The sequence below is a fragment of the Allobosea psychrotolerans genome, from assembly GCF_002917105.1.
Taxonomy (GTDB): domain Bacteria; phylum Pseudomonadota; class Alphaproteobacteria; order Rhizobiales; family Beijerinckiaceae; genus Allobosea; species Allobosea psychrotolerans.
In genome coordinates this window covers 41,441-57,734 of sequence record NZ_PQFZ01000025.1, presented here as the reverse complement: position 1 = coordinate 57,734, position 16,294 = coordinate 41,441, and the positions used below count along the sequence as shown (strand labels likewise).

The following is a 16,294-nucleotide window of genomic DNA, read 5'->3' as shown; positions in this document are numbered from 1 at the left end:
TGGTTCATGATCGGCCCTTGGCCGCGATCGCCGGCAGCCAGAGCAGCAGCGACTGGATGAAGCGGTCGATGCCGGAAAGCTCGACGAATTCGTCGGGGCCATGGGCGTTGCCGCCATGGCCGAGCCCGCCGATGATGAAGGCGTCGCTGACCCCTGCGAAGGCATAGGCCGGGGCCGCGCCGATGGCCCAGGGCCAGGACTGCGGTTTTGCGCCGAGCGCCCGGTAGCTCCAAGCGAGTTCGGCAAAGCCGAGCGCGGCCGGATCGAACCAGCAGCCGGGATAGGCGTCGTCGAGCGAAAGCAGGGCCGGCGCGCAATCCCGGACGAGGCGGGCGATCTCGTCAGCCGGATCGAGCCCGGCCGGCAGGCGCATGTCGAAGCGCGCGCTTGCGCCCGTCGGGATGATGCTGCGCCCGCCCAGCGGAGACGACGAGATCTCCGCCAGGTTGAGATGGGCCGCCGTCAGCACATGCTCCAGCAATTCGCGCGGCGTGCCGTCGCGGGAGAAGCGGCTGGTCGCGCGGAAGGCGAGCTCGGCCTGCGGATCGAAGGCGGCCGCGAGTTCGTCGAGCACAGGCGCGAGCGGGGCGGGGAGGGCGACCTTGCCGCGCGAGCCGCCATCGAGGCCGGCGAGCGCCTTGGCGAGCTCCCAGATCGGATTGGCGATCCAGGGCGAGTTGGAGGCGTGGCAAGGCTTCGCCGGTCCGCCCCATGCGCCGCTCTCCACTGCGATCCTGCCCTGAGCCAGGCCCTTGAAGCCGAAATAGATCCGCGGCGGCCCGCCGCCATATTCGCAGAACGACGGAAAGAGCGCCGTCGACGCCCGGCGCACCGGCGTGTCCTGAGCGGTCAGGTAACGCCTGAGCGTGCCGCTGCCTGTCTCCTCCTGGCCTTCGAGCAGGATCTCGATATTGGCGTCGAGGGCGGAGACCGCGACGAGATGGTCGAGCGCGACCAGCATCGCTGCCATCGGCCCCTTGTTGTTCTCCGCCCCCCGTGCGACATAGCGCGGGCCCTTGGGGCCCTCGATCACGCCGCCGATGAAGGGGTCGATGCTCCAGCCCTCGAGCGTGGCCGGCATCACGTCATACATATTGTAGAGCAGGATGGTGACGGGCGCTCCGCGCTCGATCCGGGCATGGACGACCGGCGGATCGAGTTTCAGCCCGTCCGCGACGATGGTCGCACCGAGATCGTCGCGCAGATGGGCAATGAGGGTCTGCGCCATCACCTGCAGCCCGGCCTCGTTGCCTGCGACCGAGCGGATCGGCGTCCATTCCGCCAGCAGGTCGAGCGTACGCATGCGCAGGCCTGCGATCGCATCCGGCCCGGTCACAGCCTGATCCTCGGATTCAGCAGCACATAGGCGATATCGACCATGAGGTTCGCCAGCACGAACACGGTCGAGGCGAGCAGCACCACCGCCTGCACCAGCGGGAAATCGCGGTTCTGGATCGCCTGCACCGCGAGCCGGCCGATGCCGGGCCAGGCGAAGATGATCTCGGTGACGAGCGCGCCGCCGAGCAGGGCGGCGAAATACATCGCCTGCACCGTGAGCACCGGGATCAGCGCGTTGCGCAGCGCATGGCCGGTGATGACGCGGCCAGGCGACAGGCCCTTGGCGCGGGCGGTGCGGATATAATCCTCGCCCATCACATCGATCAGGCTCGCACGCACGAGGCGCGTCACCGCGCTGGTGTAGTAGGCGCCGAGCGTCAGCGCCGGCAGGATGAGATGGCGCGCCTCGCCATAGCCGCCGGTCGGCAGAAGCCGCCATTTCATCGCGAAGAACAGGATCAGCACCAGGCCGAGCCAGAACACCGGCACGGCCTGGCCGGCCAGTGCCACGGTTCGCACCAGGAAGTCGACGAGGCCGCCGGGCTTGATCGCGGCCAGCACACCGAAGACGAAGCCGAGCGTCGTGCTCCAGGCCAGCGCTGCGACCGCGAGCAGCGCGGTTGCCGGCAGCCGCTCGAGCACCAGTTCCAGAACAGGCCGCTGGAAGCGCAGCGAGATGCCGAAATCGCCGGTCAACGCCTTGCCGAGATAGCGCAGATACTGGACCAGGACCGGATCATCGAAGCCCATCGCCTTGCGGAAGGTGTCGATCTCGGCGCGGCTGGCATCGGGCGACATCATCAGCGCGGCCGGGTCGCCCGCCAGGAACAGGCAGAAGAACACGATCGCGGAGACGCCGAGCAGGACGACGGCCGATTGCAGCAGGCGGTTGCCGAGGAAACGCAGCATGGCTCAGTCGACCCGCACTTGCGTCAGGCGGATGAGGCCGTCGCCGAGGAAGTTGAAGCCGATCACCAGCGCCGCGATGACGAGGCCGGGATAGATCACCAGCCAGTCCGCGACCAGGAGATAGGAGCGCCCTTCGCCGATCAGGTTGCCGAGCGTCGGCACGGGCGGCTGCACGCCCAGACCGAGGAAGCCGATCGAGGCTTCGAGCACGATCAGGCGGGGAAGATCGAGCGTCAGCAGCACGATCTGCGGCGTGATGATGTTGGGCAGGATATGGCGCAGAACGATGCGCAGGCGCGAGGCCCCGAGCGCGCGCGCCGCCTCGACATAATCGAGCTCGCGCACCTCCAGCGTACGGGCACGCGCCACGCGGGCAAAGATCGCCCAGCCGGTGACGCCGAGCACGATCACGACATTGGCGATGCTGGGACCCAGCACCGCGATCACCAGCAGCACCAGCAGGATGAAGGGGATCGAGAGCTGGATGTCGACGAGCCGCATGATGATGATGTCGGCCCAGCCGCCGGCATAGCCCGCCAGCAGCCCGAGGCCGGTGCCGATCAGCGCCGAGATCAGCCCCGCTATCACGACGATGCCGAGGGAAAGCCGGGTTCCGGCCATGATCCGCACGAGCAGGTCGCGGCCGAGCTGGTCGGTGCCGAGCGGGTGCCATTGCCCGGAGACGATGGTTCCGGGCGGCTTGAAGGTCGCGGTCAGCACGCCCTTGATCGGGTCGAGCGCCCAGAGCTGCGGGCCGAGCACGGCCAGCAGCAGGACGGCGATCAGGAGTATGGCGCCGACCCAGCCATCGATGCCGGCGAAAGAGCGCCTCAGCTCCGGTGTCACGGACCGAACTTCAGGTCGAACAAAGGCAGGCGAGCGTCAGGGCGTCCCTTGAAGACGAGGTCCTTGCGCGCCGCATAGAGCGAGTCTTCCTGGTAGAGCGTCAGCAGCGGCACATCCTCGACCATCTTGTCCTGGATCTCCAGGAGCACGGCCTTGCGCTTGTCGGCGTCGACGATCTTGCGGCTCTGGTCGAGCAGCGCATCGAGCGCCGGCATCGAGACGGTCGAATAGGGCTCGCCTGAACGCAGGATGGCGAAGAGCGCGGCGTCGGCATCGAGCGTCTGGGTCGAGCCCCAGGCCAGCATGTAGATCGGCGCCTGCTTGCCGGCCGGCACCTGCTGCGCATAGACCGACCATTCCGGCACTTCGAGCTCGGCCTTGACGCCGATGGCGGCGAATTGCTGCGCGATCGCCTGGCCGACCTCGGCCGAGGAGATGTAGCGGCGCGGCACCTGCATCTTGATCGAGAAGCCGTCGGGATAGCCGGCTTCCGCCAGCAGCGCCTTGGCCTTGGCCGGATCATAGGCCGGCGGCTCGATCGCCTTGTAGCCGAAATCGGCCGGGCTGGTCTGGCTGCCGGTCGCGGTGCCCAGACCCTTGAGGATCTCCGCGACAATGGTCTTGCGGTCGATCGCCATCGAGAGTGCGCGCCTGACCTTGACGTCGGAGAGCGGCTTCTCCGCCGATTTCAGGCCGAGATAGATCGTCAGCCCGCCATTGCGGACCTGCTCGAGATTGAGCTCGGGGCTTGCCTTGACGAGGCTGACGAGCTCGGCCGGCACGCCCTCGATCAACTGCACCTCGCCCGAGACCAGCGCCGCGATGCGCGCTGTTGCCTCCGGGATCGGCTTCCAGACGACGCGCCCGATCGTGGCCTTGCCGCGCCAGTAATCGGGGTTGGCGACCATGACGACGCGGTCGTCCTGGACGAATTCGGTGACCTTGTAGGGCCCGGTGCCGACCGGCTTGCGGGCGAAGACGTCCTTGCCGACCTCGGCGATGTATTTCGGCGGCACGATATAGGCGGGGTAGCGGCTCATCCGCGTCGGCAGCAGCGGGTCGGGGCCGTTGGTGCGCACCCGCACGGTCAGCGGATCGACCACGTCGACGCCGACCACGGAACGGACATAGGAAATTGTCGGCGACTTGGCGTCGGGGTCGATCACGCGGTCGAAGGTGAATTTGACGGCGGTCGCGTCGAAGGCCTCGCCATTGTGGAATTTCACGCCGGGCCGGAGCTTGAACTCCCAGGTCGTGTCGTCGATCGCGGCCCAGGACAGGGCAAGGCCCGGGATCAGCTTCATCTCCTTGTCGCGCAGGATCAGCGTGTCGAAGACATTGTCGACCAGTGTGCCCGCTTCGCGCAGGAAGCCGGGGTCGAGCGTCGCGGCCGAGGCCGCGCGCCCGATCACGAGCTCGTTGGGGGCTGCGAGGACGGGCGATGCGGCGGTTGCCGCCAGCAGGCCCAGGCCCAGCACTCCAGATAGGATCCGTCGCATGGCAATCCCCTTTTTTATGGCGACCTTGTCGGCCGCGCCAGAATTCCGTCGCGCTGCAGAATATATTCTGTAACATTGACCGCAAGAGATATTGCGTCTGAATTTGCGGCAGGCGGGAGAACGTTTGATGGGCAGATCAGCCGTGTTCTGGCAGGCCGTGACGAAGGCTCCGCGCCGCGCGACCGGGCGTTGCAGCCAGCCATTGCCAATCATGAAGCGCCGCGACATCTTCCGCGCTTCCGCCGACGGAGCCGCTTCGTGAGCCTTGACCAGTTGCCGATCGCGCCCAAGGGCGGCCTGACCGGGCATGTCGAAAGAACGCTCAAGCAGGCGCTGATGGAAGGCAGCCTGAAACCCGGCGAAAGGCTGGTCGCGCGCGATCTCGCCGCCAGGCTCGGCACCAGCCCCACCCCGGTCCGCGAGGCGCTGCTGAAGCTCGTCGCCAGCGGCGCGCTGGAGATGGCGCCGGCGCAGTCCTTCACCGTGCCGGCTCTCTCGCTCGAGGGCTATCGCGAGATCATCGACATCCGCATGGTGGTCGAGAGCCTGGCCGTCGAGAGGGCGACGCCATTGCTGACCGAGCAGGATCTTGTCGATCTGCGCGCGATCAATGAGCGCTTCAAGGATGCCCGGGCGCGCAACGCCGCACGCGAGGCGCTGCATGAGAACAAGGAATTCCGCTTGATGCTCTATGAGCGCGCGGCGATGCCGGCGCTCTATGCGGTGATCGAGTCGCTCTGGCTCAAGATCGGGCCGAGCCTGAACTATCTCTTCCCGGTCGATTCCACCCGGTTGGGCGAGCCGCACAACCATGATCTGCTGCTGGAGGCGCTGGCCCGGCGCGACACCGAAAAGGCGGTCAGGCTGATCCGCAAGGCGATCGAGGACGGCGCGGCGGTGATCGGCGAACATTTCGCCGAAGATGAGCGGATTGGGGCTTCGGCTGCGGCAAGCCGCTCCCGCGCCGGCTGAACCGAAACGGCCGCAAACGGGCGAAGTCGATTTCGTCGACCGTCCAAGCGTGCGTCTGCGAAACGCTCCGGCAGGCCAGGCGGCGGCGTGTGACTTGCCGCCGGTGATGTCGTCAATTCATGGTTCGATGCAGTTGTCGTGCTAGGCGTTGATTTGAAATTATAAATAAAACTTTAGTATAGATTTAATAAAGCCATTCTTGGTTTCCACAGCGCTGGCTTGATGTTTGTCGGGTCGCCAATTTAAGTTGCTTTCGTGTCCGCTGGGGGTACGTATGGCCGGCGATGAACAATGATAATTGCAGGGATATTGTTCCTGGTCGGCATATTGATTGGGCTATCGTACAGCTATATCGCGATTCTGGCGGCCAGCATCGTGCTGGCGGTCGCCATGGTGGTGCTATGGCTGACATTGGACAGCCTCACGCTGTTCAGCATCTTCGTCCTGATTGGCTATCTTGCCGCGCTTCAGAGCGGCTATCTCCTCGGAGCCTATCTCGGCACGAAGGACGATGCGTGATCACCAAAACCAGATGGCGCGGCCGGCAGCCGCGCAGAGCGAAATCCAGAACAGGATCGTGAAGCTGATCCAAATCAGCACGGTGGATAGCGATGGGCGAGGACGCCTGGACGCTGCACGGAGCATATCTGTTTCCCGATGAACCAATTGGTTGATGCCATCGGAAAAGCAGCAAGATAGCCGCCGCATCGGTGCCTGGAGCATTTTCGAGCGAAGCGGACACCGGTTCGCGTGAGGAAAATGCGATAGAACAGGGAAATGCTCTTGTGATGAGGGGAGGGTCGGCGCTCCCCTCATCCGGGGATCATGTCGAATAGGCTCCGCTACACCGCCTGCCTGACGAAATGGCCGGGTGCGACCTCGACCAGCGCCTGCGCCGGAGCGCGCCAGTCGAGCGAGCGGATCGGGCTCGGGATCTCGTCGATCGCGAGTTCGCGGCGCAGGGATCGCCGCGCCGGATCGGGCACCGGCACGGCCGAGAGCAGCTTGCGCGTATAGGGATGGCGCGGGTCGGCGAAGACGGCCTCGCGTGTGCCGAGTTCGACGATCTCGCCGAGATACATCACCGCGACGCGATGGCTCACACGCTCGACCACCGCCATGTCATGCGAGATGAAGAGATAGGCGAGGCCGAACTCGGCCTGCAGGTCGAGCATCAGGTTGAGCACCTGCGCCTTGACGGAGACGTCGAGTGCCGAGACCGCCTCATCCGCCACGACCAGCTTGGGCGACAGCGCAAGAGCACGCGCGATGGCAAGGCGCTGGCGCTGCCCGCCCGAAAACTCATGTGGGAAGCGCGTGCCCATTGCGGGCGAAAGGCCGACGCGGCGCATCAGCTCCGCCACGCGCTCCCTGGCCTCCGCGCCCCTGGCGAGACCATGGACGACGATCGGCTCGGCGATGGCCGCGCCCACGCTCTTGCGCGGGTTCAGGCTGGCGAAGGGATCCTGGAAGATCATCTGCATGTCGCGGCGGACATTGAGCAGGTCGCCCTTGCCGAAACCGGTCACGTCGCGGCCCTCAAAGCGCACCGTGCCGGCCGTGGGCTCGATCAGACGCAGGATCGAGCGGCCGGTCGTCGATTTGCCGCAGCCGGATTCGCCGACCAGCGCCAGCGTCTCGCCGCGCTGCAGCGTGAAGGAGACGTTCTCGACCGCATGGACCCGGCCGCGCAAACGCCCGAGCAGGCCACCGCGAATGCCGAAGCGCGTCGTCAGGCCGGAGACCTCCAGCAGCGGGGCCTCTTCGGACTTGACCGTGTCGGCTGCCTCGACCGGCTTGCCGCGCACCTCGCCATTATCGGGATCGATATGGGGGAAGCGCAGCGGCCTGCCATGCCCCTCCATGTCGCCGAGCCGGGGCACGGCGGCAAGCAGCGCCTTGGTGTAGCCGTGCACCGGCGTGTTGAAGACCTGGGGGGCGGGGGCGTCCTCGAGCTTGCGCCCCTTCCACATCACCACGACGCGGTCGGCGATCTCGGCGACGACGCCCATGTCATGGGTGATGAAGAGGACCGACATGCCCTCCTCGTCCTGCAGCGTCTTGATCAGTTCGAGGATCTGCGCCTGGATCGTGACGTCGAGCGCAGTCGTCGGCTCGTCGGCGATCAGGAGCTTGGGCTTGCAGGCGAGCGCGGTCGCGATCATCACGCGCTGGCGCATGCCGCCGGACAGCTGGTGCGGGTAGTTGCCGAAGCGCGTCTTGGCGGAAGGGATGCGCACCTTCTCCAGCATGCGCAATGCTTCGGCCTCGGCGGCCGCCTTGTCGAGCCCGCGATGATAGCGCAGCGCCTCGCAGATCTGGTAGCCGACGGTCAGCACGGGATTCAGGCTGGTCATCGGCTCCTGGAAGATCATCGCGATGTCGTTGCCGCGGACCTTGCGCATCTCCTCTTCCGAGAGCGCCAGCAGATCGCGGCCTTCGAGCGCGATCTTGCCTTCGATGCGGCCATTCGCGGCCGAGACCAGCCGCATGATCGAGAGCGCGGTGACTGATTTGCCCGAGCCGGATTCGCCGACGATCGCGACGGTTTCGCCCGGTGCGACGTCGAAGCTCAGATCTTCGATCGCCCACCGCCATTGCCCGCCGACGCGGAAGGCCGTCTGCAGATTCTGGACGGAAAGGACAGGCCGGCTCATCGTTCGCCCTTCAGCTTGGGGTCGATGGCGTCGCGCAGACCGTCGCCGAGGATGTTGAGGGCGAAGACGATGATCAGGATGGCCAGGCTCGGCGCCAGCACCAGCCAGTAGCTGTCGAGGATGTTCTCGAAACCCTCGCGGATCATGCCGCCCCAGGTCGCGGTCGGCGGCTTGACGCCGAGCCCGATGAAGGCGAGCGAGGCTTCGGTGCGGATCGCGTTGGCGAGCCAGAGCGAGCCCATCACCAGGATTTCAGGGAAGATGTTGGGCAGGATATGGCCCGCCATGATCCGGACATCGGAGAAGGCGAGCGCTCTGCCCGCCTCGATATAGTCGCGCTCCTTGACCGAGATCGTCGGCGCCCGGGCGATGCGGGCGAAGGAAGGGATCGAGGTCAGCGCGATCGCGATGGTGATGTTCTCCATCGAGGGGCCGAGCATGGCGACCAGGATCAGGCCGAGGATGAGCGAGGGGAAGGCGAGCAGGATGTCCATCGTCTGCATCACGACGACATCGAACTTCCCGCCATACCAGCCAGCCAGGATGCCGATCAGCGACCCCAGCACCAGCGCGATCACGGTCGAGGCGACGCCGATGACGAGCGAGATCCGTGCGCCGTAGAGCAGGCGGGAGAGGATGTCGCGGCCGAAATAATCGGTGCCGAGATAGTAGTCGTCATGCGGCGGCTGCAGCCGCGACAGGATGTTCTGCTCCAGCGGGTCATGCGGGGCGATGACCGGCGCGAGCACGGCGGCCAGGATCACCGCAATGACGATGACAAGGCCGACCCAGGAGGTCTTGTTGGCGTTGAAGGCGCCGATGGTGGCGGCAAGCCAGCGCAGCCGTGGCGGGGTGGCCTGGCCGGCATCATGGACCGAGGCGCTCATGACAGCTTCACCCTCATGACAGTTTCACCCTCGGATCGACGAAGGCGTAGGTCAGGTCGGTGGCGATGTTCACCAGCACGACGATCAGCGTGTAGATCACCATCATGCCCTGCAGCATGGTGTAGTCGCGCTGGTTCAGCGCGCCGACGATGAGCTTGCCCAGGCCCGGCCGGTTGAAGACGATCTCGGTCAGCACCGAATTGCCGATCAGGATGCCGAGATACAGGCCGACGATGGTGATGACCGGGATCAATGCGTTGCGCAGCGCATGCCGCCAGACGACGACGCGCCAGGGCACGCCCTTGGCCCGCGCGCTGCGCACATAATCCTCCTGCATCACCTCGAGCATCGCCGAGCGCGCCACGCGGGTGATGTAGGCGGCCATGATCAATCCGAGATTGAGCGCCGGCAGCGCCATCGACTGGAACCAGGCGGAAGCCGAGCCGGAGCGGGCGCTGATCACCGGGAACCAGCGCAGCATGATCGCAAACAGGATCAGCAGGATGATGGCGGAGACGAAGGGCGGGAAGGACAGGCCGAGCAGCGAGGCGATCCGCGTCACATAATCGGGCATGCGGTTGCGGTTGATCGCGGCCCAGACGCCGAGCGGCACGCCGATGGCGACGCCGATCAGCATCGAAACCACGGTCAGCTCCAGCGTCCAGGGCAGGACAGCTAGGATCTCCTGGATCACCGGCCGTCCAGTGACGAGCGAGACGCCCCAGTCACCCCGGATCGCACCGCTGAGGAAGGTCCAGTATTGCTCGATCAGGGATGCGTCGAGGCCGAGCCGTGTCCGCATCGCCGCGATCGCGGTGGCGTCGGCCTGGTCGCCGAGGATGACCTGCGCCGGGTCGCCCGGCACGATCCGCACCACGACGAAGACGAGGGAGAGCACGGCCCAGAGCGTGACGACCGCAAAGCCGAGCCGTTTGACGAGAAAGGCGCCCATGATGCCGCCATGTTGGAGGAGAAGGCGGCCCGTTGCGAGCCACCCGGTCTATCGAAATCCTATCGCATTCCGCCGCGCGTCATCCCGGACAAGCCGCGTAGCGGCGCCGATCCGGGATCCATCATAGGGCTATGCCGACGCTCTAGGATGGATCCCGGATCTCCGCTTCGCTACGTCCGGGATGACGGTGTTTCCGCACCCCGGACGCAAAGGTTTACTTGGTGAAGTGCGTCGTCTCGAGCACAGGCGGGCCGAGATTGAGCGAGGCCTTGAGGTCGTAGCCGAGATCGAGGCTGTCCTTATAGGCCCAGAGCTGCATCATCTCGTTGACCGGGATCGCGCAGACCTCCTTGATGATCTTCTCCTGCGCCGTCTTCCAGAGCGCGAGCTGCTTGGCCTTGTCGGTCTCCGAGCGGGCCGCATCGATCTCGGCATCGGCGACCTTGCAATGCGAGAAGTTCGTCACCGCCGTCGGCGTCTTCACGGTCGCGCGCGAATGGAAGAACTGCGAGAGATAGACATCCGCGATGGGGAAGCGCGCCGCCTGGAAATGCACCACCTGCGACAGGTCCTGCCGGATCTGCTGGTGGAAGGTCGCGTGCTCCACGGGCTGGATCTCCAGCGTGATGCCGGCCCGCTTCAGGAGCGCCTGCGTCGCCTCGGTGAAGCTCAGCATCGAGGGCAGTGTCGTGTTGATCGCCTTGATCGTGACGCCGTTGGGGAAACCGGCCTCGGCCAGCAGGGCCTTCGACTTGGCGAGATCGAACGGATAGAGCGGCGCCTTCTCGTCGGTGCCGAGATAGCCCGACGGCACGACCGAGACGGCCGGCCGCGAGATGTTCTTGCCGCGGAACTGCCAGATCGCGTTGCGGTCGATCGCATAGGCGATGGCCTGGCGGACCTTGAGGTTGTCGAGCGGCGGCTGGCTCATATTGAGGTGCAGCATCGACATCTCGGCCGGCCCCATGGCGACGACCTTGACGCCGGGCAGCGCGTTCATGCGGTCGACCCAGGCCTGTTCCTGCCGGCCGAGCATCATGTCGAGCTCGCCGGACTGGAAGGCGAGGTCGCGCGAGGAATCGGACGGGATGAAGCGGTAGAGGATCTCGGTCAGCTTCGGCTTGCCGCGGAAATAATTCGGGTTGGCGACGAGCTTGGCGTATTGCTGCGGCACATATTCCTGGAACATGAACGGGCCGGTGCCGACAGGCTTCTTGGCGAAGCCTTCCTTGCCCAGCTCCTCGGCGGCCTTCTTACAGACCATGTTGCCGCCATGGTAGTTCATGACGATGCCGAGCAGGCTTGGAATGACCTGCTTCAGCGTGATCTTGACCGTATATTTGTCGGGCGCCTCGACCTTGTCGAATGCGGCGTAATCGGAAGAGAAGGCCGAGGTTTCCTTGTTGGCGGCGCGGGCCAGCGAATAGACCGCGTCCGCCGAGGTGAACTCGCCATAGCCGTGATGGCACTGCACGCCCTGGCGCAGCTTGAAGGTCCATTCCTTGCCGTCGGTCGAGGAGGTCCAGCTTTCGGCCAGATCAGGCTCCATGAATTCCGGCGAGAGCTCACCCGGCTTGATCCGGACCAGGCCGTTGAACATCCATTGCAGCATCGCCTTGCCGGGCGTGCCGGAGTTCAGATGCGGATCGAGCACGCCAGCATCGGTGCTTTGCATGCCGACGGTCAGCACCGTCTTCTGAGCCAGTGCGGGCGAGCCCAACAGGGCCCCCGCAAGCGCGGCGGCGATCACCAGTCCGGCTTTTTTCATCGTTGTTCCCCTGCTTTTCTTAGATATTCGAGGTGTCCGGCGGTTTCGCCGAGCCCTGTCCGCAATCTTCGGGCCAAGTTCTTCGGGCCAAGATCCTCGAGCCATGCCCGTCAGAGCGTATCCTCCAGCCGGCAATTCACCAGCAACTCCGCGATTGATGCATTGTTAGGCAGAGCGAGGACAGTGGCAACCAGTTGCGCGAGATCGCCCGGCTGCGTCATGTCCTGGCGGTTCATCGCATTGCTCGCCGCCGTCATGTCGGTCGGCACGAAGGAGGGGCAGAGCGCGGTCGCCCGCACGCCCTTGTCCCAGGAAATCCGGCGCGCCGCATGGGTCAACGCCACCATCGCATGCTTGGTCATGTTGTAGGCGACGGCATCGTTGCGCACGCGCTTGCCCGACATCGAGGCGATGTTGATGATGCGCCCGGCCCCGCTCGCTTCCAGATGCGGCAGCGCGCAATGGATCAGGCTGAGCGGACCCTTGCAGTTCACGGCCCAGATCGCGTCGAGCACGGCCTCGTCTGGCTCGCGCAAGGTGATGGCGCTGTGCATGCCGGCATTGTTGACGAGCCCGTCGATCCGGCCGAAGCGCGCAACCGCCGCATCAGTCCAGGCCCGATGCGTCGCCCAATCCTGCGCGTCATAGCGCGCGATATGGATGCGGGTTTCGTCCCAATCGGCGCTCATCGCCTTGAGAGAGGCGAGATCGCGCCCGCCCAGGCTCAAGGCATAGCCCGCCTCATACAAAGCCTGCGCGACCGCGCGGCCGATGCCGCGATTGGCGCCGGAGATCAGGATCACGCGTTCGGCGGGAGCAAGCATCGGACAGTCCTCTAGCCGTGCAGGGTCAGCACGGAATCCGGGGCGGTGGAGCCGGCAAAGCGGCCTAGCCTGAAGGGGCTGAGATCGAAGCGCGGCTGCCGCATCAGCGCAAGATCGGCAAGGATTTCGCCGGTGATCGGGCCGATGCCGAAGCCATGCCCGGAAAAGCCGGCCGCCACGACCAGCCCATCGAGCCCGGTATGAGCGTCGATCGCCGGGAGTGCGTCGGGCGTGAGATCGATCAGCCCACCCCAGATCCGCGAGACGCCGGCATCCGCCATAACTGGTAGAACCTGCGTCACCCGATCGATCAGGGTGGCGATATCGGCTGCGCGTGGTGCGAGATTGTCGGGGCTCCAGGAGCCGGGCTCATGCGGCCAGTCGCCGATGCCGGTGGTGACGCGCAGACGCCCGTCGATCTCCTGACGACCGGCGGCATCGGCATTGGCGACGCCGAAAACCTGCTCGAACAAGGGCGGCAGCGGTACGCTCTGCAGCACGCAGACCAGCCTGATCCGCAGGGGTAGGTCGAGGCCGAGCGGCCGCAGCAATTCGGGCGCATGGATGCCTGTCGCCAGGATGACGCGTCCAGCCGAGACGATCTCGCCGTCGTTCGTCTCGATGCCGGTGATCGTCTCGCCGGAGCGGATCAGCGCCCGCACACCGACGCCGTCACGGATCACCGCGCCATGGCGCGCGGCAGCGCCGGCGTAGGCCCGCACGGCCGGGATCGGGTCGGCATGGCCGTCGCCCGGGCAGAAGGACGCGGCGAGGACTGACGGAGCGATCGCTGGAGCGATCGCGCGGATCGCGGCATTGTCCGGCAGATAATCGATCTCGAGCCCGAGCCCGCGCTGCTGGGCGACGAGGTCGCGGATCACCCCGACCTCCGCTTCCGTCCGCGCCAGGCGCAGATTGCCGCGGCGGCGATAGCCGGTCACGGCTCCAAGCTCCTCGTCAAGCCCGCCCCAACGCGCGACCGCCGCCTTCGCCAGCGGCAATTCAGCCGGGTCGCGGCCCGATTGCCTGACCCCGCCAAGCGTCCAGCCGGAGGCCATCGCCGCGAGGCTGCGTGCCTCGAACAGCGTCACGGAATGGCCGGCGCGCGCGATCTCATAGGCCGCCGCCGCGCCGCTGATCCCGCCTCCGACGATGACGACGTCAGGCATCGGGCCAAACCTCAGGAGAGGTCGACGCTGATGCGCTTTTCGGCCTCGTCGGGCTTGCGGCGCTTATAGGCGGTGACCTCGAACTCGACCTTGAGCTCGGGCTGGCCGAGCGGCGTGCAGGTCGTGGTGTTGGCGGGGTCGATGCCTCTGAACTTGCGCCCGACGACCTCGTTGACCTCTTCCATATCGGCGATATCGGGCACGAAGACCTTGATCGCGACGACATCCTTCAATGAGGCGTCCACGGCGGCGAGCGCACCCTCGATGTTGCTGAAGGCCTGCTCGGCCTGGCCCTTGGCATCGCTGGCGATGGCGCGGGTCTTGTAGTTGCGGCCGGCGGTGTTGGAGACGAAGATCATGTCGCCGGCGACGACGACCCGCGAGTAGCTGTTCAAATCCTCATATTTGCTGCCGGATTTGACTTTGATGATCTCGCTCACGGGAGGCCTCCTTCAGGCATGGCGCGCCGGGCTCGACGGGTTTCGTCAGGCGGCCGGCGATTGGTTGGCCGGCTCGGGAGGAGCGGCTTGGTGTATACCATTCAAGCCGTACGCTGCTGTCAAGACGATCAAATGCGAGGCTACGCGGCGCCCGGCCTTGTTCGATGAGACCATTTTCGCCTGTGGCGACCCGCGTTTGGCGGTGCGCGGAGCCGAACCGCTCGGAAACGGGTTTCTCCGCGGGTGCTCGGTTCAGGCAATTATTTCGTGATGGCATCCATGACGGAGAAGAATAGGCTGTCCGTGGTTGTCGGCTCCGTTCGATCGCCGTGATGCAATGGCACGCCCGATGCGGGGCGCGCCGCGCCAGCCGAGGGCCGCGATTGACAGTTTGGTATACACCAATCCATGCTGGCTTCAGGCTGATAAAAAAGGGGATTTCCGATGACGATGATTTCGCGCCGTGCCCTCCTCGCCGCTGGGGCGAGCCTGCCGCTGGTTCGAGGCTCAGCCTTTGCGCAGGCCCCCGGGAAAGTGCTGCGCTTCGGCCTGTCGAGCTTCCCGCCGAGCCTGCAGCCCTGGGTCCATACCGGCACCGCCGCACTGACGGTCAAGCTCTTGATCTTCCGCGGCCTGACCGGCTTCGACGAGAATGGCGAGGCCAGGCCCGAACTCGCGGAATCCTGGACGCAGGATGGGCCGACCGGCTGGCTCTTCAAATTGCGCCAGGCAACGTTCCACAACGGCAAGCCGGTGACGGCCGAAGATGTGAAGTGGACGCTGGAGCAGGTCGCGGCGCCAAATTCGACAGCCTTCCTCAAAGCCGAGTTCGGCGGCGTCGAACGCATCGAGACGCCTGATCAGCGCACCGTGCGCATCGTCATGAAGGAGCCCACCGCCACGTTGCCGATCTGGCTGGCGAGCCCGCATATGCCGATCATCGCCAAGGACTCGATCGAGGGCCGGACCGGTCTGGGCGTCGGCGCCGGGCCGTTCACGCTGAAAGACCAGGAACGCGGCGTCTCGATCGAGGTCGCGAAGTTCGACAAATACTACAAGCCCGGCCTGCCCAAGCTCGCCGGCGTGAAGCTCGTCGCCTATGCCGACGAGAATCTGCGTGTCGCGGCGCTGCAGGCCGGCGATATCGACCTGATCGAATATGTGCCCTGGCAGCATATGGGCGCGATCGAGAAGGATCCGCGCCTGACGCTGGTCGCCGCCGACGGCCCCTTCATGGGCCTGAACTTCAATGGCGGCAGCGGGCCGTTCAAGGATGTGCGCCTGCGCCAGGCGGTCGCCCATGCCATTCGCCGCGAGGAGATCGTCCAGGCGGCCTTCTTCGGCCGCGGCAGCAAGCTGGAGAGCATCCCGATCCCGCCCTCCAGCCCCTATTTCGACAAGGCTCGTTCGGAATTCTGGAGCTACAATCCCGACAAGGCAAAGAAGCTGCTGGCGGAGGCGGGCGTGCCCAAGGGTTTCTCCTGCACCCTGCTCTCGACGGCCCAATACGGCATGCACAAATCCACCGCCGAGGTCGTGCAGGCCCATCTCGGCGAGATCGGCATCGATGTGAAGCTCAACCTGCCGGATTGGGCGGGGCGCGTCGATGCCGCCGGCAAGGGGCGGTATGAATTCCTGATCCAGGGCACGGCCGCCGACAACAACGACCCCGACGGCCTCGCGCCGCTGCTCGATGGCGAGCTGCCGGCCAATATGGCGCGCAGCTGGCAGATGCCGACGCCCGAAATCCACGCCCTCTTCGTCAAGGGCCGCTCGGAGTTCGATCCCGCCAAGCGCAAGGTGATCTATGCCGAGCTCGAGAAGATCGCGCAGCAGCAGGCGCCGCTGGTCGGTCTTGCCTGGCGCTCGCAGGGCTACGGCATGGTCAAGGGCGTGACCGGCTTCAAGAGCCTGCCCGGCGGCACGAACTTCTTCTCGGCCTATTCGATGGAAGAAACGTCGCTCAGCTGAGGCTGCAACCGTCATTCTCGGGCGGCGCGAAGCGCCGACCCGAGAATCTCCTGCAGGAGATG

At 65.8% G+C, this 16,294-nt stretch carries 14 protein-coding genes; 3 read left to right on the top strand and 11 right to left on the bottom strand.

The window, feature by feature from the left end:
* Nucleotides 1–4: 4 nt before the first annotated feature.
* From CYD53_RS26675 to CYD53_RS26660, 4 genes are read right to left on the bottom strand one after another with little or no spacing between them, the layout of a single operon-like run.
* Nucleotides 5–1,336: a M20 family metallopeptidase gene (locus CYD53_RS26675; RefSeq protein ID WP_210202439.1), complete on the bottom strand. Its 1,332-nt coding sequence runs from the start codon at nt 1,334–1,336 to the stop codon at nt 5–7.
* Nucleotides 1,333–2,247 (bottom strand): ABC transporter permease, encoded by a 915-nt coding sequence (locus CYD53_RS26670; RefSeq protein WP_103721120.1) that lies wholly within the window; start codon nt 2,245–2,247, stop codon nt 1,333–1,335. The genes CYD53_RS26675 and CYD53_RS26670 overlap by 4 nt, the downstream gene beginning before the upstream one ends.
* Before the next feature lie 3 nt (nt 2,248–2,250).
* Nucleotides 2,251–3,093, bottom strand: a complete 843-nt coding sequence (locus CYD53_RS26665) for an ABC transporter permease (protein ID WP_103721119.1) — start codon at nt 3,091–3,093, stop codon at nt 2,251–2,253.
* Nucleotides 3,090–4,592 carry an ABC transporter substrate-binding protein gene (locus CYD53_RS26660; protein ID WP_103721118.1) on the bottom strand — a complete coding sequence of 501 codons (1,503 nt, stop codon included), beginning with the start codon at nt 4,590–4,592 and terminating at the stop codon, nt 3,090–3,092. Before CYD53_RS26660 ends, CYD53_RS26665 begins: the two co-directional genes overlap by 4 nt.
* 258 nt (nt 4,593–4,850) lie before the next feature.
* On the opposite strand from CYD53_RS26660, the gene CYD53_RS26655 reads away from it, so the two are divergent.
* The gene (locus CYD53_RS26655; RefSeq protein ID WP_210188295.1) at nt 4,851–5,564 is read left to right on the top strand and encodes an FCD domain-containing protein; all 714 of its coding nucleotides are present in this window, start codon (nt 4,851–4,853) and stop codon (nt 5,562–5,564) included.
* A gap of 327 nt (nt 5,565–5,891) precedes the next feature.
* Nucleotides 5,892–6,083 (top strand): hypothetical protein, encoded by a 192-nt coding sequence (locus tag CYD53_RS26650; protein WP_146056014.1) that lies wholly within the window; start codon nt 5,892–5,894, stop codon nt 6,081–6,083.
* A gap of 323 nt (nt 6,084–6,406) precedes the next feature.
* On the opposite strand, the gene CYD53_RS26645 is transcribed toward CYD53_RS26650, so the two are convergent.
* The 7 genes from CYD53_RS26645 to CYD53_RS26615 form a co-directional block, all read right to left on the bottom strand.
* Nucleotides 6,407–8,221 carry an ABC transporter ATP-binding protein gene (locus CYD53_RS26645; RefSeq protein ID WP_103721116.1) on the bottom strand — a complete coding sequence of 605 codons (1,815 nt, stop codon included), beginning with the start codon at nt 8,219–8,221 and terminating at the stop codon, nt 6,407–6,409.
* A complete protein-coding gene (locus CYD53_RS26640; protein ID WP_103721115.1) occupies nt 8,218–9,108 on the bottom strand; it encodes an ABC transporter permease in 891 nt (296 codons plus the stop codon). Before CYD53_RS26640 ends, CYD53_RS26645 begins: the two co-directional genes overlap by 4 nt.
* A 13-nt stretch (nt 9,109–9,121) precedes the next feature.
* On the bottom strand, nt 9,122–10,060 hold the full coding sequence (locus CYD53_RS26635) for an ABC transporter permease (protein ID WP_103721114.1): 939 nt from the start codon (nt 10,058–10,060) through the stop codon (nt 9,122–9,124).
* Nucleotides 10,061–10,274: 214 nt separating this feature from the next.
* Nucleotides 10,275–11,828, bottom strand: a complete 1,554-nt coding sequence (locus CYD53_RS26630) for an ABC transporter substrate-binding protein (RefSeq protein ID WP_103721113.1) — start codon at nt 11,826–11,828, stop codon at nt 10,275–10,277.
* A 110-nt stretch (nt 11,829–11,938) separates the two neighbouring features.
* On the bottom strand, nt 11,939–12,652 hold the full coding sequence (locus tag CYD53_RS26625) for an SDR family NAD(P)-dependent oxidoreductase (RefSeq protein ID WP_103721112.1): 714 nt from the start codon (nt 12,650–12,652) through the stop codon (nt 11,939–11,941).
* Between the two features lie 11 nt (nt 12,653–12,663).
* A complete protein-coding gene (locus tag CYD53_RS26620) occupies nt 12,664–13,821 on the bottom strand; it encodes an NAD(P)/FAD-dependent oxidoreductase (RefSeq protein WP_103721111.1) in 1,158 nt (385 codons plus the stop codon).
* Nucleotides 13,822–13,832: 11 nt separating this feature from the next.
* Complete coding sequence (locus CYD53_RS26615) at nt 13,833–14,261, bottom strand: RidA family protein (protein ID WP_103721110.1); 429 nt, start codon at nt 14,259–14,261, stop codon at nt 13,833–13,835.
* Nucleotides 14,262–14,705: 444 nt separating this feature from the next.
* On the opposite strand from CYD53_RS26615, the gene CYD53_RS26610 reads away from it, so the two are divergent.
* On the top strand, nt 14,706–16,232 hold the full coding sequence (locus tag CYD53_RS26610) for an ABC transporter substrate-binding protein (RefSeq protein ID WP_103721109.1): 1,527 nt from the start codon (nt 14,706–14,708) through the stop codon (nt 16,230–16,232).
* Nucleotides 16,233–16,294: the final 62 nt, after the last annotated feature.